Consider the following 21,643-nt stretch of genomic DNA (forward strand, 5'->3'; position numbering starts at 1 on the left):
GGCATGGCAAAACCTCGTATCAAGACGTGTATAAATATATCTGGATTGGCGCAGAATTCCGCGAGCGAAATATTTAGAAAATGTAATTAAGTTATAAAACTATGAGAAGTTATGTAATGAAAAGCTTCCCCCAGCAATTCACTGTTGTAGTGATTAGGGGTTTGTGTGTTGCTGGGGGAAGCTGTTGGGGTGTCTAAGGGGTGTGTTCCTTAGGCGCCGCCACCTGCCTGGAAGATGTCGTTAGAGATCTGCTGCAGGTTGTTGTTGAGCTCGGTGAGCTTAGTGAGGGTGTTCTGCAGTGACTGGTGGGTGCTCGGCCAGGTGTCTGAGCGGAAGGTGGTGGCTAGGGGGCCGTCCCAGACGTTGGGTTCGGAGAGGTTCCTACCTTCGGTATCTAGAGCCTTGATCTGGTCGGTGAGGCCGCTGGTAATGATGGTCTGGATTTTCTGGATGGAGTCTTTGGCAGACTGGGAACTAAGAACGCGATCACTCATCACGGTTTCCTTTCGGTAAAGTGGGTGGGTTCTGCGCGGCGTGGCAGAACTCTAGGTTGTAGTGTAGGTTGAGGTTTGCTGTGATTCAAGGGATCTTGGGGTGTTGTTATCAAATCTTAATAATGGGTTGTGTGGTGGTGGGGTTTTGTGTGTCCTGTGTTTGTGAGGGAAGAGGGGTGATGGAGGGCGGCTTTGTGATGTTGGCGGGGGTGGTTATTATGTCAGAATATGACGTATATTTTACGGGGAATGTAATGGGGTTGCTGGGTGAGAAATAATACTGTTTGTGTATTTTTATTATTTGTCTTGTATTTATTTGTGTTGTCTAAAAATGTAAATAAGCGTGTTAATTAATTTTTGATTTTGTTAGCTTGGTTAGGGGCAATGGGGAATTCGAGTGGTTTGGCCCAAGCATGATCCTGTAAAAACCGTACCCCTGGCCTACTCGCTAGGATTTGTTGGAATCGTTCATCCTCCCACACCTGCACCCAATGCCCCATCTCCAGGCGGTACTGCAGCTGAGCGTAAAGAATCGTGGCATCAAACTGGTTCGTATCAAACCCCAATTTGATGTGTTTAGGCAGTTGGGTGCTTCTGATCTTCACCCACCCGTTTTTCCTGGTTTGCTCATAGGAGACTTTGTAGATGCTGTGGTAGTCGAAGTAGCGGACTTTGCGTCGCCAGTTGCGCCAGCGGATCCCGGTCGTCGTGAAGCAGTGGTAGTAGTTATGACAATGAGCCACAAAAATAAAACCAGCAGGACTGACCATCACCACAGAAATAAGATATTGACCCACCGGATCATAGCTATTTCTAACCCAGAAATAGATGGGCAGTCCAATGAACGCGATGAAGAGTATCCCGTAGCTGATGATGTAGGCGATCGGTGGGCGATGCTGTTCTACATTTAGGGTTTCTAATCCTTTTTTACGTTTGGCCCCGGGCATGATGTTCACCAGGAATCCGCCGAGTAGGCCGTAGAACGCAGGACCCATACAAGTACCCCTTACTGTATCTTCTTGTAAAGCATAAGTTATCAAAAACATACACCCTGGGGTGTGCTCGTGCAGAACACACAAACACACCCTAGGCCACTGTTAGGCACTCATGATGATCCCTGACAATGCTCTGTATTAGAGGTTTCTTGGTCTTCAGGTCCTTGCTCTGCTGGGTGGTTCCGGCCTGTATCCCAACCAATATAGAACACCCCGATGCTGATCAGCATACTCACAAACATTAACGCTCCCCAGCCTAGCTCTTGACTTATAAAGATATAGACTATAGTGCAAAGGAGAAATAATATTGTGAGCAGTACCCCTCCGGTCATGAGGCTGTACTTATAGATTTTAGTTTCAAGGTCCATCAGAGATATCTTTTAGGATAGAAGGTGCACAATATTTACACCTATCATTATAGTTTCTGTGCGTAACTATCAGAATTTTCAGAAGAACAATACTCTCACTTGGGGAAACATAGGTTTCCATAGACACTGAATGAACCTGTGGGTGCTCACTTTTGAGGGAGGAATATTCCTAAAAGATCAAGAAAACATAGATTTGGGATGGTTGATGAGTCAGGGTGTATAAGTGTTGTCGTTATAATCTCTTATAGGTCTTCCCGTGTGTTCATCACAGCCCACCTTCTATAGGTTTGGCAGAAGATCATCTGGCTTATAAGATACAGGAATTTTGCCTGCCTGCAGTTAGTATAATATTGCTATTTTTGTAATATATGGTTATCTATTCTTTAAGATTTTCGGTGTAAGCGTCTAGTATTTTATTGTAACTGTAAGTGTGTGCTTTTAAAACGGTTTATTTCTGTAGATGAGGCCTTGTAATTTGAAATATTTATAGGATAGCCTCCAACTTGCATTCCCAAAATACCTCATGCTTTAAGGATGGGATACATAATTAATTATGCTATATGCTATATCTGTAGAGTTCAGATATTTATCTTCAAAAACACTCCTTGATTAGAATTGAAATATAACTGTTACCGTAAATAATCACAAGTAACCTCAGGTGCAAGGATTCCGCTCTCTTCGAGTTCTTCCCAGGCAAACGGGGCACAGGCGCCAACCCAGTTAATCTAATTCGAGTTTTCTCTCATACGCCAACCGCTTAATGTGCTCAAGCATCTTCTCATACGACCCATATCCAGTCACCAACGCCTCAACTTGCTCAGGAGTTAGATTCTGTGGCCACTCTTTATGTTCCACCCGATACAGAATCATCGCAAATAAGATAGAGGCATTAAACTGCCACGGATCAAAACTGAGCCGTACTTTTTTGATGTTGCGGCTGCGTACACGTAGGTATCCGTTCTTCCCATTATTCTGCAACAGGATATCGCTTATACTCTCATACGGCATATACCGGGTTTTCCACCGCCAGTTCCTCCAGTAGACTCCGATTTCGGTTTGCTGGATATAAAACGCATGACAATGATTCACTAGAGAAAATACTAAAGGGCCTCCCAGAACCGTGGCTAAAATATAGAAAGATATATTAAATCCCTTTATGATAGAATAGTATGTCGCTAAACTATAAAGTCCTATCAAACATGCATAACTTATGATAAAAGCAAGCCTAGGTCGGTACTGTTTGACTCCGAGCACGGGTTGGCCCATCGTACGTTTCAGTGAGGGAACATTTCGGATAAACAACCCCGCCAAAAGTCCAATCAGTGCAGGAGGCACCACGACCTACTTTCTCCTAGAACCCACAGAACCCTACCCATTCTCACGAGGAAATTCGAGTGGTTTGACCCAAGCATGATCCTGTAAAAACCGTACCCCCGGCCTACCAGAGAGGATTTGCTGGAATCGTTCATCCTCCCACACCTGCACCCAATCACCAGTCTCTACACGATACTGCAACTGAGCATAAAGAATCGTGGCATCAAACTGATTCGTATCAAACCCCAATTTGATACGTTTAGGTAGTTGGGTACTTCTGATCTTCACCCACCCGTTCTTACTCGTCTGCTCATAGGAGACTTTGTAGATGCTGTGGTAGTCGAAGTACCGGACTTTCCGTCGCCAGTTACGCCAGCGGATCCCAGTTTCCGTGAAACAGTGGTAATAGTTATGACAATGAGCCACAAAAATAAAACCAGCAGGACTGACCATCACCACAGAAATGATGTAAGCCTCTACAGTAAGCCCATATCTGATCCAAAAGTAGATAGGGAGTCCAATGAACGCGATGAAGAGTATCCCGTAGCTGATGATATAGGCAATCGGCGGGCGATGCTGTTCCACATTTAGGGTTTCTAGTCCTTGTTTACGTTTGGCCCCGGGCATGATGTTCACCAGGACCCCACCGAGCAGACCCCAAAACGCAGAACCCATACCCAATACCCTTCTTTACCTTATCTTCTAAATCTTTTAGCAAAAATAAATTATCAAAACTACGCCTTGGGGTGTACTACACATATCTGCATGTCACACCCCCCCAAGACTATAATTTTTAATTACTTCATGCCAAACCACTGATCGGTCAGCTGAGAAAAGCCGTCCTTACCATTGCCTGACACCGTTCCATGAGCTGTACCAGCAGCCGATGCATTCATCAGACCGACACCCGTCTTAGAGTTACCTACCCCATGGAGCGACCGAGGCTGATTAACACCCATCTGCCGTATAGTATGTGGTTCATTCGTTCCTGATAATGACGGGTTAAATGTTGTACCAGCACCTGTTACGCCTGAGTACAATGCCTTAGCAGGTGATATCTCTTTACCCGCCATAGCATCTTCTAACACCGATGAACCAGCACCAATGAAACCATTATAGGTAGCCTGAATAGCTTTCTGGGCAGGACCAGTGGTAGTTAAATTCGAATTATAAGCTTTAATCGTACTACCAGCGGCAGGACCACTAAGGCCGCCTAAACCGCCAGCAACACCACCAGCAACAGTAGAGGCAATATGTGCCCTAAGATCGTACTTATAATTATCGTTACCCGTGGTAAGCCCAATCACAGGATCTTTAAAACCGTACACAAAACCTGCCGCCGCACCATTACCTGCGTTCACAGCAATATTAGTGCGTATTGCTCGAGCTGTCCTCTGGCTATAGTTAGCGGCTGCTTGAACAGGGGCTTTAAGCTTGCCTACACCTTTAGCAAGGTACTGTCCACCATATTTGCCGATAGCGCCACCAACCGCACCAAAAGCGGCGCCAACTCCACCAGAAATAGCCACATTGCCCCATTTAATGCGCCCATCAGGGCCTTTATTCTTATCCATCGCATCGGCAGCAGCCAACATACCACCCGATAAGGCACCAAGAGCGATCAGGGCGGCGCCACCAGTAACGAAAACAGCCGCAACAGCAAGGACGGTGCCTACTATCAGCAAACCTGTCTTGATGTAGTCTGCATTGTCGTCGAGCCATTTCCCGACACTATGCTGGTATTGGTCTTCCCGGATCTTATTCAAATTCTCCACACTAATCGGCGACAGACCCCATGGGTCTACTAGTCCCACAGGATTATTACCCACCAGCGAGTACGGGTTACCCACCCAACCAGCACCAGGCACTGGCAGAAGCGGATCCCGAGACGTAAACGACCTACTCACCGGGTCAGCCACTCGAGCGCCCATCAGCGCAAGCCCACCAATCGTGAGTGCACCGGAAGCATTAATACCCACACCCGGCACGGCACCAGCAACGGCAGCATCAGAACCCGTCAGAGGTGTGATTGGTAACTGGAACGGATCCAACAGCCCCGCCGAAGAAGCCAGCCCAGGCACAGAAGACACCCCAGCATTCGAGGTGAAACCACCCAGAACGTCGGCACCCCCGGCAAGCACCGACGACGAAGTACCACGCACTCCGGAACCACCAGAAGCAGGGGTACCCAGCATGTTCACACCCGGGGTCGGCACAGGCATCTTGCCCACACCCACCACGGTCGGCACCTCCGCCGTCGGGTCCATCACCACCGGGGTCCACCCCGAAGCAAGAGAGGAAATACCGGCAATGTCACCTGCCATTCCGGCAGCCACCTGCACTCGAGTACACGAACCACTATCCGCTGTGGTCCTTGAGGCAATACTGCCCGCCAGGCTATACCCCATCGTCACCGAAGATCCATCCGAGGCAACCTCACCCGTACGGCGACCGACAGCATCATAGGAATACAACCGCACCAGGGTCAGCGGCAGCCCCTCGACCGTGCGCCCGTCACCAGCAAAATTCAGGTCCACATGCTCAGGCAGTTGGGCTGTAAACTCGCTAGCGTTCCCACCGGAGAGGAACTTTCGCACCTGCTCAGCACCAGAATCGGCATTATCTGCAACACTGGCGGCGGTGTAGGTACCGATCGCACGCACCTGTGCCGCATCATCATACGCCAGCACACGCACCCAGCCAGCCGCCTCAGAGGCAGTATTATCGGTAGCCTCTTCACCAGTAGTAGTGTTTCGGGTGTATTCTTCGCGGATTAGGCATCCAGCGGCATCCCACACCCATGACATCCGCTCGTTTCCGCGGCGGGCAGATATTAACTGACCGGCGCCATCATAGGCGTACGTAATCAGCCCGGCGGCAGAATCTACTCCCACAATCCGGCCAGCTTCATCACGAATAATCTCAACCCGCACATCGGCAGAGTTATCAGCATCCGCAGCGGTTTCGGTGTACCCCGTTATCGCGCCGTGACCGTCGTAGGTCCACGAGCGCACCGTATCGGCTACCTGCGCCCGGATGAGCGCGCCGGCGGCATCATAACCAAGCGAAGACTGCTCACCCGTATCAGTATTCGTGATAGCACTAATATTCCCCACCGCGTTCCGCGTGTAGGCCAGTGCACCGTACGGACTGGTAAACCCAGTGCGGTAACCGTCGGCATCATACGCATACGACAGCTCATACGCACCATTGGAGGTGGCAGACTGGAACTTGCCCCACGAGCGTGCTACCGCAGTGATACGTCCGAGCCGATCCAACTCGTACCGAGATACCCACGGTAGGTTTTCGTCACGGTCATCGGCGGGAATACCGGCGGCATAGTCAGTCACCGTCACCGACCGGGTACGGTTATCACGATCTACCCGCAGCTGTTCGTTACCATCCACCGAATACGCACATGCCGCACCAGAGCTGTCGTAGCCCCACGCATGTACCTTCTGGGCTGCATCAACTACACGCAATACACGACCAGCAGCATCGTACTCATACAAGGTTATAGCGCCGGCAGGATCCATCGTCTTCACCATGTTCCCGAGCACATCGTACTCATAGGTGGTGATACGCCCGGCAGGATCCGTCACCTTCGTGACATTGCCAGCATCATCGTAGGTATACCGGGTAACACCGCCAAGACCATTGGTGACTTCGGTGACTTGCCCGGCGGCATCATAGCTGAACTTGCGGGTGCCCCAGGCGGCATCTCGAATGCTGCGCACACGTCCACACGCATCATATGTGTAGAATACGTCCCCGCCAGAACCGCCAATAGCCGAGACAACCCGCGAGTTTGCGTCATACGTAATCTTCTCGCTCATACCGGGCAGATTCCGCTCGGTCAGGCGCCCATCGGCATCATAGGAATACCGAGTCGTAACAGCCTCGGCGGTTTCAGCACCCTCAGTCACAGAATCCAAACGCCCACAGCTGTTATACGTGTATGCGGTAATACGCCCCGCAGGCGAAACCTGACGCACAAGCTGGGAGGCGAGGTTGTACTCGTACCGGGTCAGACCACCTTCGGCATCCAGGATTTCCACCGGATTACCGGCCGGATCGTAAACCACCAGCTCGGCGGCTGACTCGGGGGTATCGGTTTTCTCTGCCCGTGCTTTAGGAGCTTCCTGGGCTGCCTCAGTCGGTGAGAAGATTTCTTCACGCGCAACGGGGCGGCCAAGATGGTCGAACTTAACCCGTACGCCGTCGGTGCCGTCCCAGCTGGTAACACTGCCGCTCTTGCGATCTGCCTGAGTACGCACGCGTACCCCGGTCGGATCTGTCATCTTCGTGAGCACGCTGGCGGCATCGTAGGTGTTTTCCCAGTGACCACCGGCTGGATCAACCGTACGAATAAGCCGTGAGAGCCCATCCCACACATACGAGAACACGCCCCCATTGGGCAGGGTTACTGTGGCGACGTTTCCGTTTTTATCAAAGGTGCGTTCGGTGCGGCGACCGAGCGGATCGATAACCGCAGTCATATCACCGCTGGGTCCGTACTCATAGCTCGTGCGTGCACCAGAGGGGTCAATGACTGCGACCAAACGACGACCAGCGGTGTACTCGAACTTCCAGCGGGAACCGTCAGGGTCTTGCCGCCCGGTAATATTGCCAGCCGCGTCATGGGTGAACGAGGTTGTTAGCCCTAGCGGAGTAGTAACCTGAGCGAGGTGCCCGGCAGCGGTATAGGTGAACGAGGTTGTGTTGCCCTCTTGGTCGGCAAAGCTGGTCAGGTTGCCAAACTCGTCATAATTCAGGGTCATGTTGACCCCTTCGGGGCCGGTCAGGGAGGTCAGCAAGCCGCCCTCCCAATTTAGTTCGGTGACCCCGCCCAAGGCATCGACAACGCGGGAGGGATTGTGATCCCAAGCGTTAGCGTACTCGTAAGTAATCGTTGAGATCGGAGTGACCTCACCGGTATCAGCCTCAGCATCCGCAGCATTGCGGCGTGCCTGGGTGGCTGCATAGCGCTTCTTCGGGTCCGTTTCAAACGCCGATATAGATACCGCCGTCACGCGATCGTACTCATCGTAAGCGTAGCGGGTATCTTGACCCTCTGGGGTAACATCGCGGGTAATGCGTCCGCGGCTGTCGCTGATGCGGGTTGTGCGAGAACCATCACGGTCAATCACCCGGATACGGTTGCTGAACCGGTCGTACCCGAAGGATGTGCGCCCACCGTCAGCGTCAATAATTGCGGTTAGGCGGCCGCTGTCATCACTAATCCACACATTGGCTTGGGATCCGTCTTCATCAGCAACTTCGGTCACTCCGCCGTCAAGGTACAGGTACCGCACATCGCGACCGTACTCGGTATGCTGATGTGCAATTCGGGCAGATTCGTCATAGGTGTTGGTCACCTCGACGGTGCCATCTGCGGCGATGACACGGTGGATTAGCGCGTTGTCATCGTGTTCGTAGGTGCGTGTTCCTGCACCGCTAGTCACGGATACCAGGTGCCCGGTAGCGGTACTGCCTGCGGGGGCGTAGGCGTATTCGACACGTTCCCCTGCCGAGGTTCGTGCTACCGCGACGAGCCCATCCACATAGTCGAACGTGATGGAACGGTTCAACTCATGCACCAGGGATGAGATAAGTCCGTCAGCAGCGCGCGTGACCGCCAAAGTGGTGCCTTCTCCGCCCGTGGAGCCAAGCCATGCGCCGGTGAGCGTGAAGAACCACTGGTGACCCTGGTTATCAGAGATGATGTACAGGTCAGTTTCAGTGCTCAATGCACAGGTTTCCAGGATGAAACGCCCCATGGGTGTAGTGGCGATTTCGCTGGCACCGGTGCGAGTAAGCCAGGAGGGATCGGTCTCAACCCGCGCAAAACCTTCACCAGCGCGGGCAAAGAGCAGGTGACGGCCGTCCGGCATAATCCAGGTAGCGCCTTCATCAGAGAAATTCAGAACCGTATCAAGGTTAGAAGACCAGCCCGGGCCGAAAACCCCAGCCATCGGTGGCAAATCATCGCCATTACCGTGCACAGTCAAACTGTTGTACATGCGCGTGACGGCACACGAGGAAGCGAGGTTGCTAAACGCAATATCGATTTCCTCTTCGATAAAGTTACCGGTCGCAACGTTGACCGGGTCATTCGCATATCCGCTAGAAGTAGGGTGGCCTGTGACAGTAGGAGCGGGAACCTTTAGATCTTCGCGGCTACTTTTAATAGATTTGCTCTCAAGAGCAGCCTGAAGCGCTGCATCAGAGAGCTTTTTTATGGTGTTTTCGCCGCCTGCTTTGTCGAACGCATCCGCAATCGTGGTTGCCCACTTATCCTCTTGATCGTTGGCATTATTCCACTGATCAAAAGCTTCCAACAATTCTTTGCAGTCAACGGTACCCCATTGACATTCTTCCTTGAATCTAGCAGCTTTAGCACGAATATCACCAGGAATATTCCTAAAATCTTCGAACAGCTGATGTGAGGCATTTGCGCTTTCCCTCAGATCAGATGGCTTTGCTGAAGAAGTGTCTTTTGCAGACCCTGAGCCGCTCCCCGGCCCCCCTTGAGCAGGATGGTTACGTTGTTCTGGCTGAGGTTCCTTGATAGCAGTATATGGAATATAGGGGTCGGGTAGCTTTGGCGCTGACCCCCAGAAATTATCCCAACTTTTAAAAAAGCCAAACCAATCATCTTCATAGTGCCGGGCATCCTCACGGGCCTTTTGCTCTTTGTGAGCGGCCTCTTTCAGGTTATCCACTGCTGTGGCAAGTTGGTCGAGAATGTCGGCGATTTCGTTGCCATTCTTAACGGCAATCCTAATGTTATTTTTATAGAGTTCTGAAAAATACCCTTTGAAGTTGGCCTGAGCAATTTCTGCTTTACTACTTTGATTAGGTATCTTATCCCGGAGGTCTCGTGCTGTGTTTCTGCATGCATTAGCAAGAGCATCTGATGTAGCATCATCAAACTTAACATCAGTACGGTTGGCATAGTGAGGGCTGTTACGGTCTGGTTCGTCGCTCATTGGGAAGATATTCCTTTGAGATAAAGGTACAAAGTAGGGTAGTTTATCGAGATAACGCTGAGTGGGTGTGTTAGTACAAGGGAAGATTAGGATTTGTGAAGCTGTGGTGTGCTTCCCCCTGCAGTTTTTTGTGTGTTGCTGGGGGAAGCTGTTGGGGTGTCTAAGGGGTGTGTTCCTTAGGCGCCGCCACCTGCCTGGAAGATGTCGTTAGAGATCTGCTGCAGGTTGTTGTTGAGCTCGGTGAGCTTAGTGAGGGTGTTCTGCAGTGACTGGTGGGTGCTCGGCCAGGTGTCTGAGCGGAAGGTGGTGGCTAGGGGGCCGTCCCAGACGTTGGGTTCGGAGAGGTTCCTACCTTCGGTATCTAGAGCCTTGATCTGGTCGGTGAGGCCGCTGGTAATGATGGTCTGGATTTTCTGGATGGAGTCTTTGGCAGACTGGGAACTAAGAACGCGATCACTCATCACGGTTTCCTTTCGGTAAAGTGGGTGGGTTCTGCGCGGCGTGGCAGAACTCTAGGTTGTAGTGTAGGTTGAGGTTTGCTGTGATTCAAGGGATCTTGGGGTGTTGTTATCAAATCTTAATAATGGGTTGTGTGGTGGTGGGGTTTTGTGTGTCCTGTGTTTGTGAGGGAAAAGGGGTGGTGGAGGGCAGCTTTGTGGCGTTGGTGGGTTGGTTAGTTTTTGGGGTGTGTGGGGGTGGTGAGGGTTTCGGTGGCAAGGTTGTTGCCGCTGCGGAACCTGTGCAGGGATCGAATGATGTTTAGGGGGTGGGCGGCGGCTTTTTTGATGGTGTGTGCGTCTTCTGGGGTGTTCATGTCGGCCCAGCGGTGTTCGGTGTGTCGGAAGATGAGGTGGGCTGCGATGGTGTATTCCTTGAGGATCCTGGGGGAGAAGGAGGCTATTATTTGTCCTTTGCTGTTGTAGAGTTTGAGCTGGTCGGGGTGGAAGTCGCCTTCGGCGGTGGTTTCTGTGGGGGTGTAGGTGTAGGCGTTGATGGAGGTGATGGGGGTGGTGATGCGGCGTCCGGTCCAGGTGCGGTGGGTGATGGTTCCGTTGGGGTTGATGCTGAGGTAGCTGGTGGCGTACCTGTGTAGCAGGAGTAGTCCGAGGAGGCAGAAGATTGTGCTGGTGAGGATGGCGCCTGTTTCGAGTGTGGGGGTTGCGAAGAGGAGGAGGGCGAGGGCGTTGGCCCAGAAGAGGGTTGTGGTGATGCCTATCCATCCGTTGTAGCGGGGTGGTCGTTTGATTTTGCTGGTGTTGTGTTTGTCGCGGGCGCGTTGTATTTCGTCATGGAGGATGTAGAGGGTGAGTACGAGGGCGGAGGTGGAGAAGGTGAGGATGGGGATAGACATCTAAATCTCCCGGTTGGTGGTAGGCTGTTGCTATTTTAGGCTGGGGTGGGGGTGTGGTTGGCGATTCCTGTGGCTTCGGTGTTTTCTTGTAGGTAACGGATGATTTCTCCGCGTCCTTTGCTGGTGGTGGCTTTTTTGATGATGGCTGCTTCGTCGGGGTTGTTCATGTCGGGCCAGCGTCCACGTGCGCATCGGAAGACGAGGTGGGCCATGATGCTATATTCTTTCAGGTACTCGGGGGAGTAGGTGGCGATGGTGTTATTTTTGCTGTCCCAGAGCCAGAGGTTGTCTTCGATATATTCGTTGTTTAAGTGCGTGTGTCCTGGGGTGTACTTGTATTCATTAATTGAGCTCACGGGTGCGGTGTGGGGTTGTCCGAAGCTGCTGCGGTAGGTGATGGTGGCGTCGGGGTTGATGCTGAGGTATTTTGTTTCGTAGCGGTATAGTAGAGCGATTCCGGTTGCTGCGGAGAGTATGCCGCCTGCGAAGTAGTACCAGTTGGGGAGCCATTCGGATGCTGGGAGTGCTATGAATAAGGCGATGAAGAAGCCGACGAGGCAGATGCAGCCGAAAATAGTTGCGGCGCCTTCAAGGCGGGGGAGGCGTTTGACGATTTTCCCTTTTTCTTATCGCGGTAGCGTTTGTATTCGTCGTGGATGCCGTAGAGTATCATGATCCCTGCGGAAATTTGTAGGATTGTGGTGAGGGTGTGTAGTGGCATGGCGTGTTTTTCCTTGTGGTCTGGGTTTTAGTGTGTGTTTTTGGGTGTGTCGCGTATTTTATTCATAGTTATCTCTATCTTGAAATAAATTTGTAGCGATTATAATTCAATAATTTCTTACCCGATATCATATATTAACTCTTTGTCTAATTTTTGAAATCACTGGCGTGTTCCAGTGAGTGTAGGTAGGAAGCTAAGAACTGATAGATCTGTGCGCCAGCGAAAATATGTTATTCACCGTCTTTCTGGCCAGGATGGCTGGACCGTATACCTGGTATGGCTGAGCAGTCTTAGATCATATTAGTGATTCGGTGAACCTTGCTACGATATATGTACATTTATGAGTACCCCCGTAGGGTGTGCCAAATGCCCAAATTCTATGATGAATAGGGGCATGCAAGGAGGGAAGAATGGAGCCGTCAAGGTACCCGCGTGTGGATGCCATTATTCGAGGGCCAGCTGTTGTTGAGTTGGCTGTTCAGGATCAAGGGGTTCGCTTCATTCAAGAGGCCACAATTGATGCTGCTTTGTCCCGCTCCTATGTTTATGTTTCCACTATTGCCAGTAACCTAAGGCGCCCGGTATACGTCCATGTAACAGATGCGCAGGGCGGTAACAGAGTCATGGTGGTATACCCGAATGGTTTTGTCGAGCCCGAAAATGTGGTGTTTTCTCAAGCTGCGGTAACGGCCTCTGCTGCGGAGAACAAACCCTTCTACAAGCGGGCAGTGTTTCTTGTTCCGCTGGCGCTGGTTCTTGTTGTGGGGCTGCTGGGTGGCGGCGTGTGGGGGGTCATGTTTTTTCTCTCGAATCAGGGGGAGAGAACTGTTGCGGCTGAGTCTCATGAAACTAGCGCAGAACCCCAAAGTCCCAGCTCTACCCAAGAGAAGAAAGGTGACACCGTCCAGTTAGCCGGTGCTGCTGAAGTTTCCGCCGTCTCTCAGGATGGTAAATATGTCACCTACCTGTCCGGTAAAACACTGTATGTTGTATCGGCTCAGACGGGGGAGGAAGTCAGCAAAACGGAGGTAAAAGAGCCTGATAGTGCGCTTTCTGAGCTGACAATACGGCCCCACCAGGGTGGTTTTGCATACGTCGGTAAAGAGTCCTACCTCACGTGGTCCAGTGATAAGAAATTCAGTGAGGTGCTGCGGTACTCCGCTAAAGACCAGCAAATGCTCACCCGTCAAGGGGTTACTGCTTTGGTTAACCGTGATAACCCGTCTAAACCAGCGAAAGTAACGCTGCTGGGGTCATCGCCCAAAGAGTTTCGCACCCCGGCCGAGGGCGCGTCGTTTATTTCTACTGATGGTTCACGGGCGTACTGGGCTACTTCCCAGGATGGAGGAACAGTTGTTACGGCTGATTCGTCCGGCAAGGTTGAGGGTTCGCATAAGCTTGCCTCACCGGGGGAGGGGGCACGTCTTATATCGTGGGCTGGGGTGAGCTCGCGTGGCGAGGTGATGACGCTCTGGTCTGTTGATGGCCGTTCAACCCTGGTTTTTCAGTCGGTTAGTTCTGATGATATTGCGGCGAAGGTCTCCGTTGAGGCATCAGAGGGGGCCAAGGTAGATTTTTCTGGTTCGACACTACTGTTAGGTAAGCAAATTATCGACTGTAACACTCGTTCAACGTATACCATAGAGATGGTCCCTGAAAAAGCTACCCCACTTCCGGTGGGCTTTCACCTTTCTGGCGGCACGGGCGGCGTTTCGTGGGCTGGCCCCGGTGGGGTGCGCAAGAGCCCGGAAGGTGAGGTTCTTGGTGTTAACCATGATGGAGCATCCGTGCTGTTATCAGCCGACCATCACCACATGACAATTATTAAGAAAGATGGAGAGTGAGTGACCCCATGAAGAAACAAGTGACAGTGCTAGGTGGTTTGGCTGTTCTTGCAGCTATTAATATGGTTCCGGCTATGGCTGATGACGCCCCCTCTGAAGCGTACACCCCGGCGGCTGTGGCAACTGAAGAGCCCGCTGCTGCGGCTTCCCCGACGGCTGTCGTTCAGCCTGCTGCTGAGCCTGAGGCTCCGGTTCTTGCCACAGACCAGGACCCTGTCGGTTTATTCCCGACTCCTGGACTGACTCCCACTCCGGGGGATGCGACACCGGCAGATCCTGCTATTGATCCGACCCCAGCACCTGCCGACCCGGCAATTAACCCCACTCCAGCGCCTGATGCCCCGGTAACTCCCGTCCCGGCGGCTCCTGTGGTTGATACCGATCCTGCTCCTGCTCAGCCTGCCCAGCCCGCACCAGTTGAAACCCCTGTTCCGGCAGCCCCGGTAGCTCCTGCCGCCCCGGCCGACACCTCTGTGGCAGGCGGTTCCGTTGCACAGGCCCCGGTTCAGGCAGCGCCCGTGCAAGCCCCTGCCGCTCAGGCTACTGTTCAGGTGGCCCCCGCCGCGCAGGCACAGGCTGCACAGGCTCCGGCCTATACTCCTGCCTACACCCCTGCTTCTGAGGCGGCAGCTGGCGGCTCGGGTGCTGGTGCTGCAGCTAATGGTGCGTCCGGCGGGTCTGCCGCTGTTGCAGGTTCTCAGGCCGCCCCGGCTGCTCCTGCCGCTCAGCAGGCTCAAGACTCTGGGACTGTTGCTGTGCCTGCTAATAACCCGGCCGCTGCTTCTGCTGCGCAGGGTGTGCAGAGTGAGAGTCAGGCGACCGCAGCGAAGAGCACCGGTAGCTTGGCGAACACCGGCTTCTCGACTACTCCGGTGGCTACCGCTGCAGGACTATTCGCAACGGGTGTAGCTCTCACCTATGCCGCATCGCGGAAGCGCAAGCAGCAGGCATAAAGAGCCCTCCAGGGAACTGCTTTAGTCCTACCACTGCGGTTGTGAGTGTTCCCAGACGTGTGCTTGTTATATGCCTTGCAGCTATAGATTAACTATTCTTGAAAAGAACTAAAGTTCGCCTGGATTGGGTGATGAAACAGCCTCTCAATCCAGGCGAATTGTTATATAGCACAGGGTAGACCCGGGGTGCTGTATCAGACCTCTGCTTAAGGTGTTTGAGTGGTTGCATGGTTTATAGGCCCGGGTAGCTTTTACTTTACGGATAAATATAATTTTTTACCTCTTGAGGTTTTAAGATAGTTTTAGAAGTATCTATCTGCAATATGATTTATATATAGCATGTTTGAATCTTTAATATTCATTTGTCTATAATAAAATTTGGACGGTACAGCCGTTTCATCTGCCGATAATTAGAAAGAAATATACCTTTATGAGAACGCCGATAAGGTGTGGCGCTGCTGCTGGCTCGGGTAGCTTTACAACGGTATCTGCCATTGGCAGCCGTGGGCACATTGCAGTACCCAAAGGGCAGCATGGCAGAGGTGTGCTTGCCCTCCTTTCTACAACTATTGATAACGTCGGACTATCTTCTTCTTTTACATACACTCCACAGAGCCCCCTTATCGTTACTCGCTATCTCCTGGCATTTAGGGGGTTATTCCTCCGTAAAACGAAACAGAGGGCTAAGGTGCAGCCCGTTCACACACAAAAGTTACGGTGTCTTCTGGGTATTGGGCGCGGCACCAACGAGGTATGGGCAGCCTGCCAGCCCGTGCGTGACCATTATGTTGGGGGCTGGTCGGCCAGTCATGTTTATCGCGGAGGAACCTGCACTGTTGGACCCACCTGCGGTATCGGCAGATGGTGGGCAGCTGTTCTTATAACCATGATTGCCACAGTCAGTAATTATTGTATGAATACTATTTTGGAGGTGCTTAATGTCTCGTGTGCTTGAGGGGCAGAAGCGTAATTTTCTTTTTATCGTAATGCTCGGCGTGATCCTAATACTGGCTGTTTTGCTGGTGTGGAATCTAATGGGAAATAAGGGAGAGACTAAAAACTCTGCTGAGGGTGCAGCGGCGGCATCATCTAGTTCTGCGCCGTCGGCTGGCGGGCAGCCCTCAAGTGCGTCGTCCTCTAGCGCTACAGGCCGTGGTGATCATAAGTGTGATGTGCCGGTGGCTCCTGATAAGGCTTTTAGCGCTGAGCTGCCGTCTGATTATCGGTTTGAGACAACAACCCATGGTGTTATTTACCCGATATCGGCTCAGTATGGTCCTACCTATAAGCCAGGCATGGTGGTGGGGTATTGTTTCGCTCATAACCCAACAGGTGCTGCTCTGGCGGCTAGTCAGGGTAGCACGATTGTTGGGGATACTCGGGCTACTGAGGCCGAGCTTCGTGGACTGTATTCTTCGCGTATAGCAGCTGATCTTCATTCCGCGCCTAATAGTAATACTGAGCGTGTACATGCTCGTATTGCTGGTTATGATATAGAAAATTATTCTCCTGAAAAAGCTACTATCGGTATTGTTGTTATCGCTAAGGACTCGGATGGGAAAAATACGGGATTTAAGGTATCTATACCATTAATTTGGGAGGATAATGATTGGAAAATAGATACTGATAAAAAGCCGGAGCCGTCTCCTTTAACCAAAGAGCCAACTTATATTTTTAAGGCTCAAGGTGGATCACAAAATAGTTAAAATAATGGAACTATGGGTGTAAAATTCTGAGTGTGAATAACCGTGAATACATTTACTGCGGGATTCAGGGTAGATCATACGCATTAGTGCAACATAAATATAGTTCTAAATGTGATTATAAATATCAAGCAGCTGTGGCGGCCATTCAGCGGCCGTAATATTTGGTAATTATTTTATTAATATTTTTTTGGAGGTGCTTAATGCCTAACGTTTCTAAAATCCGGGGGCGTAATTTTCTTTTTATTGTCATGCTCGGCGTGATCCTAATACTGGCTGTTTTGCTGGTGTGGAATCTAATGGGAAATAAGGGAGAGACTAAAAACTCTGCTGAGGGTGCAGCGGCGGCATCATCTAGTTCTGCGCCGTCGGGTAGCGGACAGCCCTCAAGTGCGTCGTCCTCTAGTGCTACAGGTCGCGGTGATCATAAGTGCGATGTTCCGGTGGCTTCTGATAAGGCTTTTAGTGGTGAGGCGCCATCAGATTATCAGTTTAAGACGTCAACGGTGGGGATCGTGTACCCGGTGAGTGCGTCGGCGGGGCCGACGTATACCCCGGTTGTGGTTGGGTATTGTTTTGCGCATAATCCGGTGGGGGCCGCAATGGCTGCGGCGCAGGTTACGGCTGTGTCGGGGGATTCTCGCGCGTCTGGGGAGGAGTTAAAGGATCTGTTTTCTGCTTCTGTTCGGGAGAACCTTGATATGTCTGTGGCTAAGCCTGTTCATGATACCCGTATAGCTGGGTATGAGGTTGAGCAGTATTCACCGGAGAGGGCAAAGATTGGGGTTGTTGTACTGGTGACTCGTGAGGGTGAAAGTAAGCAGACTGCGGTGAAATTTACTCTGCCGTTGGTGTGGGAGAACGATGACTGGAAGGTGGACGTGAATCCAGACACGGTGGAGCCGGTGTTGGTGACTCGTGCGCCGGAGCAGGTGTTTAAAGCCAACGGAGGCAAAAGCTAATGAATAATTACGTGGCTGATTTCGCTGCGGGTACAACCAAAATATTGGGGATTTCAGTTGTGATATGAACCCTGCGATTGATGATAAAGCGGAATGTCATGAGAATGTGGCTGCTGCCTCTGAAAAGGTGCGAGGGGCTGTTGAAGATCCTGATGGCACTGCTGTTAAAACTGAGCTTGAAGGCCTGAGTAATGATTTTCCGATCTCCCTGTGGGCCGGAGCTGTTAACTTTTTCAGACATTTATTTCGTCATGGATTCATGCTGGCCCTGTTATTAGTCTTGAAAAAGACACAATGGACTGGATGAAGGTAGTAACCAGCCCTATAATGTGGATCTGCGCAGTAGATGATGGGTAGCTATTCGCTGCGATAGTGGTCGCAATATTCAGCAACTATTTTATTAATATTTTTTTTGGAGGTGCTTAATGCCTGATGTTTCTAAAATCCCGGGGCGTAATTTTCTTTTTATTGTCATGCTCGGCGTGATTCTAATGCTGGCTGTTTTGTTGGTGTGGAATCTAATGGGAAATAAGGGAGAGACTAAAAGCTCTGCTGAAGGTGCGGCGGTATCATTAAGTTCTGCGACTTCGGGTGGCGGACAGCAAACAAGCACACCACCTACAGGCCGTGGCGATCATAAGTGTGAGGTGCCGGTGGCTTCTGAGAAAGAATTCAGTGTAGAAGCGCCATCGGATTATCGGTTTAAAAAAACTTATGATGGTATTAAATATCCGGTCTCTGCAACGTATGGTCCTACCTATACGCCTGGTGTGGTGGGATATTGCTTTGCTCATAACCCAACCGGTGCTGCTATGGCAGCTATCACGTACATGGCTGCTGAAAGTGATATTAATGCAACTGAGGCAGAGCGTAGGGGTTTGCTTTCAAAGCGTGTTGCTGCTGAATATAAGCCTGAAGCTCCTGAGAGCCATCCGGCTGACTCTGCTGATGCCCGTATCGCTGGTTATGATATAAAGTCTTACTCGCCAGAGCGGGCTGTGGTTGACGCTGTTTTTCTGTGGAAATCTGATGGGCAGAATCATATTGCTAAGTTCTCCGTGCCGATGGTGTGGGAGGACGGTGACTGGCGTGTTGATGCCGTTGAGAGCGAGATCCATCTTGAAACTGTAGAGCATATGCCAAGCCAGGTTTTTAAGGCACAAGATAACGAGGATAAATAGTGGTGTATCAGTATGGGAAGACTCATATGAGGAGTGCGTAACTTTTATGGGTAATCATGGCCACGGGCGATACCTGTAAAAGCCTCCTGCTCAGTAGGCTTGCCGTAGGGGGTACGCGCCTAGGCGCCTACTGTCGCTCTTAATGGATGTGGCCTGCATTCTATTGTTAATAGCGCACGCACCTTCGAACCGCTACTTCTGCCCCCGCCGCTGTATGATAAGAGTGCGCGATCACCTTATGTGGAAAGGATGCGACCCCTGTCATGACTTCCGTATTGAACCGCCGCACCGCCCTGGGCCTTCTGGGCGCAGGGTCTGCTGCATTTTTAGCGGCCTGCGCCCCGCTAAGAAGTGTCAAGAAAAGTAGCGGCGATAGCAGCAGCAGTAGCAGTAGTAGCAGCCCCAATTCACATTCTCCGGAGCCGTCTGAGGAGTCCGTGAGTCCTGCGGTCTCTACGTCATCGTCTTCATCAGCATCTTCGGAGCCTGCGAAGAGCTATAAAGGTGAGGCAAAACTAGAGAAATACGAAACCTCCGCAGGCACCTATGAGCCCGGCACCAGCGAGCACCCCCCGCGGAACGTGCCTAAACCCATTAAGCCAGCGAATATGAATGAAAACTCGGTGGCTGGTCTATACTCAACAATCGCCTTCTATGCCGCTTCGTTCCAGTATTTTGTGACAACAGGCGACCGGCAATACCTGGACCAGGTAAAGACTGATGAGGAAGAGGACCTGAGTGACTACGATGAGATGGCACAATATATCGCAGGCGGTGTCGCATGGTTTGAAAACCCCAAGATTGTTATTACATTAACAACTGACCAGCCCACCAAGTCAGGCTCTAGTTACACATGGCCCTCTACGGTCGTTTTTGATTACGGTAAAAATGTTCATAACGCACAAGGCCAGACGGTTCCTGTGCCTTCTACAGGGGCTGAAAAGCCTCAAAAGGGGTATATGAAAGGGAAATATACTGGTGGCGTGTGGGAAGTTACCATCATGATCTATGATCTTTCAGATAACTCATAAAAAGAAATTTAAGGTAATAAAAACGAATTTTAGCTACAATAAAAGAGTCAAACATCCTGAATCTGGACAAATGAGATCGATAATATTGTGACTTCCGTATTTAACCGCCGTGCCGCGCTGAACTTTGCGGGTGCTGGATCTGCTGCAGCATTGTTGTCTGCCTGCGCCCCTATAAGAACCGTTGTGAAGCATCAAGAGGCTGAGAGCAGTAGCGCATCGTCCAGTGCCTCCGCCGGTCCAGCGAGTTCGTCGTCTTCTGCTGCCTCTAATTCACCGTCCAGCTCGTCGTCGGTAGACCATAAAGGGGAAGTGAAGCTCGAAAGCTACGACACTTCTGCGGGAACCTATTCGCCAGCTACCCGCACCCAGCCAGCGAAGAACGTGCCCAAGCCCATCAAACCAAAGAACATGAACGAGAACTCTGAGGAAGGGTTCTACTCATCCTTGGCATTCATGGCAGCCTCAATGCAGTACCTCATGACCACTGGGGATTCCCAGTACACTGAGCAGGTCAAACTTCACCCAGAGGAGAAGAAAAACTACGACATAATGGTTGAACAGTACTCGGTTCTGCAAACAGGCGAAGTCTGGTTTGAAGCTCCCAAGTATGTCATCACCCTAGAAACATCCTCGTCCAATAAATCGGGTAAATACTATCTATGGCCAGCAACCATCACAACCGCAGTAGGTGCCTACTTGGTGACTGCCGGTCAAGTGCGCGATATGCCTGCTAATGAACGGAAAACTAGTAGCAAAGTTGTTATGCGTGGCGAGTATACGGGTGGCGTGTGGGAGCTTGCAGCTCTTCAGGCACTCTCCTCAACGGTGAAGCCCTAAGCCGCCCCTTGCACCTTGGTATGCGGAAAAATTCTTGCCTGCGCAAAAAGCTGCAGCGCAGATTTGGGCTGGAAAACCCCCGCTCACCGTGGTGAAAGCTCAGTATGATGCTGAGGCTGGTTATTCCCAGCTGAAAGGAAACCTAACATGACATTCATAGTGAACCGCCGTGCCGCCTTTGGCTTTTTAGGCGCTGGCTCCCTTACGTTTTTAACCGCCTGCAGCGGTTTAAATATAAACTCTTCTGCCTCGGATATTTCTGGTAATGATCAGACAAAAGAGCCCGAGAAAGACTATAGAGGTGAGGTGAAGCTCGAAAGCTACGATACCTCTGCGGGAACCTACTCGCCAGCTACCCGCACCCAGCCAGCGAATAACATACCAAAACCTGTTAAACCCGATAATATTCATGAGGACTCAGTGGCGGGCCTCTACTCGTCTCTTGCGTTCATGGCAGCGTCGTTACAGTATCTTTTCGCTACGGGAGACGACCAATATTTTGAGCAGTCAGACCTCAATGACAAAGAAAAACGGGATATGACTAAGGCTAGTTCTACCAAGGCTATGTTAAAGGCGTTTAAAGAGGGGAAGGCATGGTTTGGCAATCCCACTTTTACGTTTTTTCTGGAAGAATCCCAGCCTACTAAACATGATGACACCTACCATTGGTCTGCTACATACACCTTTGATCTTGGGGAATATATAGTAGCTTTCGGAAACGTGCGCGAGCTCAAAGAGACAGAACGGAAGCATACGGGTAAGGACGAGCTTACTGCCAAATATTCGAATGGTGCGTGGCATATTAGTGACTTCAACTCTCAGTCGCCGGGTGGTGCATCAGCCAGTGCCTCACCCAGCAGTTCAATCTAGGCGGTTACCTGCGTCTGCTTCAAAGAC

At 51.2% G+C, this 21,643-nt stretch carries 18 protein-coding genes; 9 read left to right on the forward strand and 9 right to left on the reverse strand.

Annotated features, from left to right (window positions below; translation table 11 throughout):
• Positions 1–209 precede the first annotated feature (209 nt).
• The 9 genes from D8M41_RS10590 to D8M41_RS10635 all read right to left on the reverse strand — a co-directional run bounded on the left by D8M41_RS10590 (position 210) and on the right by D8M41_RS10635 (position 12,235).
• Positions 210–494: a pyrophosphorylase gene (locus D8M41_RS10590; RefSeq protein ID WP_126926998.1), complete on the reverse strand. Its 285-nt coding sequence runs from the start codon at positions 492–494 to the stop codon at positions 210–212.
• Positions 495–844: 350 nt separating this feature from the next.
• Positions 845–1,489 carry a hypothetical protein gene (locus D8M41_RS10595; protein ID WP_126926999.1) on the reverse strand — a complete coding sequence of 215 codons (645 nt, stop codon included), beginning with the start codon at positions 1,487–1,489 and terminating at the stop codon, positions 845–847.
• Positions 1,490–2,577: 1,088 nt separating this feature from the next.
• Positions 2,578–2,865, reverse strand: a complete 288-nt coding sequence (locus D8M41_RS12035; RefSeq protein ID WP_238693527.1) for a hypothetical protein — start codon at positions 2,863–2,865, stop codon at positions 2,578–2,580.
• Between the two features lie 360 nt (positions 2,866–3,225).
• Complete coding sequence (locus tag D8M41_RS10610; RefSeq protein ID WP_126927002.1) at positions 3,226–3,846, reverse strand: hypothetical protein; 621 nt, start codon at positions 3,844–3,846, stop codon at positions 3,226–3,228.
• Positions 3,847–3,968: 122 nt separating this feature from the next.
• Positions 3,969–9,512 carry a DUF6531 domain-containing protein gene (locus D8M41_RS10615; protein WP_238693528.1) on the reverse strand — a complete coding sequence of 1,848 codons (5,544 nt, stop codon included), beginning with the start codon at positions 9,510–9,512 and terminating at the stop codon, positions 3,969–3,971.
• 827 nt (positions 9,513–10,339) lie between these two features.
• Positions 10,340–10,624 carry a pyrophosphorylase gene (locus tag D8M41_RS10620; protein WP_126926998.1) on the reverse strand — a complete coding sequence of 95 codons (285 nt, stop codon included), beginning with the start codon at positions 10,622–10,624 and terminating at the stop codon, positions 10,340–10,342.
• A gap of 212 nt (positions 10,625–10,836) precedes the next feature.
• Entirely contained in the window at positions 10,837–11,514 is a 678-nt protein-coding gene (locus tag D8M41_RS10625; RefSeq protein WP_126927004.1) for a hypothetical protein, read from the reverse strand.
• Positions 11,515–11,549: 35 nt separating this feature from the next.
• Positions 11,550–11,870, reverse strand: coding sequence for a hypothetical protein (locus tag D8M41_RS10630; protein WP_126927005.1), 321 nt, complete (start codon positions 11,868–11,870; stop codon positions 11,550–11,552).
• Between the two features lie 170 nt (positions 11,871–12,040).
• Positions 12,041–12,235: a hypothetical protein gene (locus tag D8M41_RS10635; RefSeq protein ID WP_126927006.1), complete on the reverse strand. Its 195-nt coding sequence runs from the start codon at positions 12,233–12,235 to the stop codon at positions 12,041–12,043.
• A 410-nt stretch (positions 12,236–12,645) separates the two neighbouring features.
• Here D8M41_RS10635 and D8M41_RS10640 point away from each other — a divergent pair, with 410 nt between their 5' ends.
• The 9 genes from D8M41_RS10640 to D8M41_RS10680 all read left to right on the forward strand — a co-directional run bounded on the left by D8M41_RS10640 (position 12,646) and on the right by D8M41_RS10680 (position 21,616).
• Entirely contained in the window at positions 12,646–14,079 is a 1,434-nt protein-coding gene (locus D8M41_RS10640; protein ID WP_126927007.1) for a hypothetical protein, read from the forward strand.
• Between the two features lie 8 nt (positions 14,080–14,087).
• Positions 14,088–15,032 (forward strand): hypothetical protein, encoded by a 945-nt coding sequence (locus tag D8M41_RS10645; RefSeq protein ID WP_161970783.1) that lies wholly within the window; start codon positions 14,088–14,090, stop codon positions 15,030–15,032.
• A gap of 938 nt (positions 15,033–15,970) precedes the next feature.
• Positions 15,971–16,738, forward strand: coding sequence for a hypothetical protein (locus D8M41_RS10650; RefSeq protein WP_126927009.1), 768 nt, complete (start codon positions 15,971–15,973; stop codon positions 16,736–16,738).
• A 200-nt stretch (positions 16,739–16,938) separates the two neighbouring features.
• Positions 16,939–17,697, forward strand: coding sequence for a hypothetical protein (locus D8M41_RS10655; RefSeq protein WP_126927010.1), 759 nt, complete (start codon positions 16,939–16,941; stop codon positions 17,695–17,697).
• 64 nt (positions 17,698–17,761) lie between these two features.
• Positions 17,762–18,004 carry a hypothetical protein gene (locus D8M41_RS10660; RefSeq protein ID WP_126500735.1) on the forward strand — a complete coding sequence of 81 codons (243 nt, stop codon included), beginning with the start codon at positions 17,762–17,764 and terminating at the stop codon, positions 18,002–18,004.
• A 118-nt stretch (positions 18,005–18,122) separates the two neighbouring features.
• Positions 18,123–18,878: a hypothetical protein gene (locus D8M41_RS10665; RefSeq protein ID WP_126927011.1), complete on the forward strand. Its 756-nt coding sequence runs from the start codon at positions 18,123–18,125 to the stop codon at positions 18,876–18,878.
• 263 nt (positions 18,879–19,141) lie between these two features.
• Positions 19,142–19,909 carry a DUF6318 family protein gene (locus D8M41_RS10670; RefSeq protein WP_126927012.1) on the forward strand — a complete coding sequence of 256 codons (768 nt, stop codon included), beginning with the start codon at positions 19,142–19,144 and terminating at the stop codon, positions 19,907–19,909.
• An 87-nt stretch (positions 19,910–19,996) separates the two neighbouring features.
• Positions 19,997–20,746, forward strand: coding sequence for a DUF6318 family protein (locus tag D8M41_RS10675; protein ID WP_126927013.1), 750 nt, complete (start codon positions 19,997–19,999; stop codon positions 20,744–20,746).
• 147 nt (positions 20,747–20,893) lie between these two features.
• On the forward strand, positions 20,894–21,616 hold the full coding sequence (locus D8M41_RS10680; protein WP_126927014.1) for a DUF6318 family protein: 723 nt from the start codon (positions 20,894–20,896) through the stop codon (positions 21,614–21,616).
• Positions 21,617–21,643: the final 27 nt, after the last annotated feature.

The organism is Rothia sp. HSID18069, from assembly GCF_003989155.1.
GTDB lineage: Bacteria > Actinomycetota > Actinomycetes > Actinomycetales > Micrococcaceae > Rothia > Rothia aeria.

Excerpts from the sequence above, each read along its gene's own strand:
- D8M41_RS10610 (WP_126927002.1), bottom strand. The coding sequence starts at position 3,846 with ATGGGTTCTGCGTTTTGGGGTCTGCTCGGTGGGGTCCTGGTGAACATC.
- D8M41_RS10665 (WP_126927011.1), top strand. The coding sequence starts at position 18,123 with ATGCCTGATGTTTCTAAAATCCCGGGGCGTAATTTTCTTTTTATTGTC.
- D8M41_RS10590 (WP_126926998.1), bottom strand. The coding sequence starts at position 494 with ATGAGTGATCGCGTTCTTAGTTCCCAGTCTGCCAAAGACTCCATCCAG.
- D8M41_RS10650 (WP_126927009.1), top strand. The coding sequence starts at position 15,971 with ATGTCTCGTGTGCTTGAGGGGCAGAAGCGTAATTTTCTTTTTATCGTA.
- D8M41_RS12035 (WP_238693527.1), bottom strand. The coding sequence starts at position 2,865 with ATGCCGTATGAGAGTATAAGCGATATCCTGTTGCAGAATAATGGGAAG.
- D8M41_RS10620 (WP_126926998.1), bottom strand. The coding sequence starts at position 10,624 with ATGAGTGATCGCGTTCTTAGTTCCCAGTCTGCCAAAGACTCCATCCAG.
- D8M41_RS10625 (WP_126927004.1), bottom strand. The coding sequence starts at position 11,514 with ATGTCTATCCCCATCCTCACCTTCTCCACCTCCGCCCTCGTACTCACC.
- D8M41_RS10655 (WP_126927010.1), top strand. The coding sequence starts at position 16,939 with ATGCCTAACGTTTCTAAAATCCGGGGGCGTAATTTTCTTTTTATTGTC.
- D8M41_RS10635 (WP_126927006.1), bottom strand. The coding sequence starts at position 12,235 with ATGCCACTACACACCCTCACCACAATCCTACAAATTTCCGCAGGGATC.
- D8M41_RS10640 (WP_126927007.1), top strand. The coding sequence starts at position 12,646 with ATGGAGCCGTCAAGGTACCCGCGTGTGGATGCCATTATTCGAGGGCCA.
- D8M41_RS10660 (WP_126500735.1), top strand. The coding sequence starts at position 17,762 with ATGAACCCTGCGATTGATGATAAAGCGGAATGTCATGAGAATGTGGCT.
- D8M41_RS10670 (WP_126927012.1), top strand. The coding sequence starts at position 19,142 with ATGACTTCCGTATTGAACCGCCGCACCGCCCTGGGCCTTCTGGGCGCA.
- D8M41_RS10595 (WP_126926999.1), bottom strand. The coding sequence starts at position 1,489 with ATGGGTCCTGCGTTCTACGGCCTACTCGGCGGATTCCTGGTGAACATC.
- D8M41_RS10645 (WP_161970783.1), top strand. The coding sequence starts at position 14,088 with ATGAAGAAACAAGTGACAGTGCTAGGTGGTTTGGCTGTTCTTGCAGCT.
- D8M41_RS10680 (WP_126927014.1), top strand. The coding sequence starts at position 20,894 with ATGACATTCATAGTGAACCGCCGTGCCGCCTTTGGCTTTTTAGGCGCT.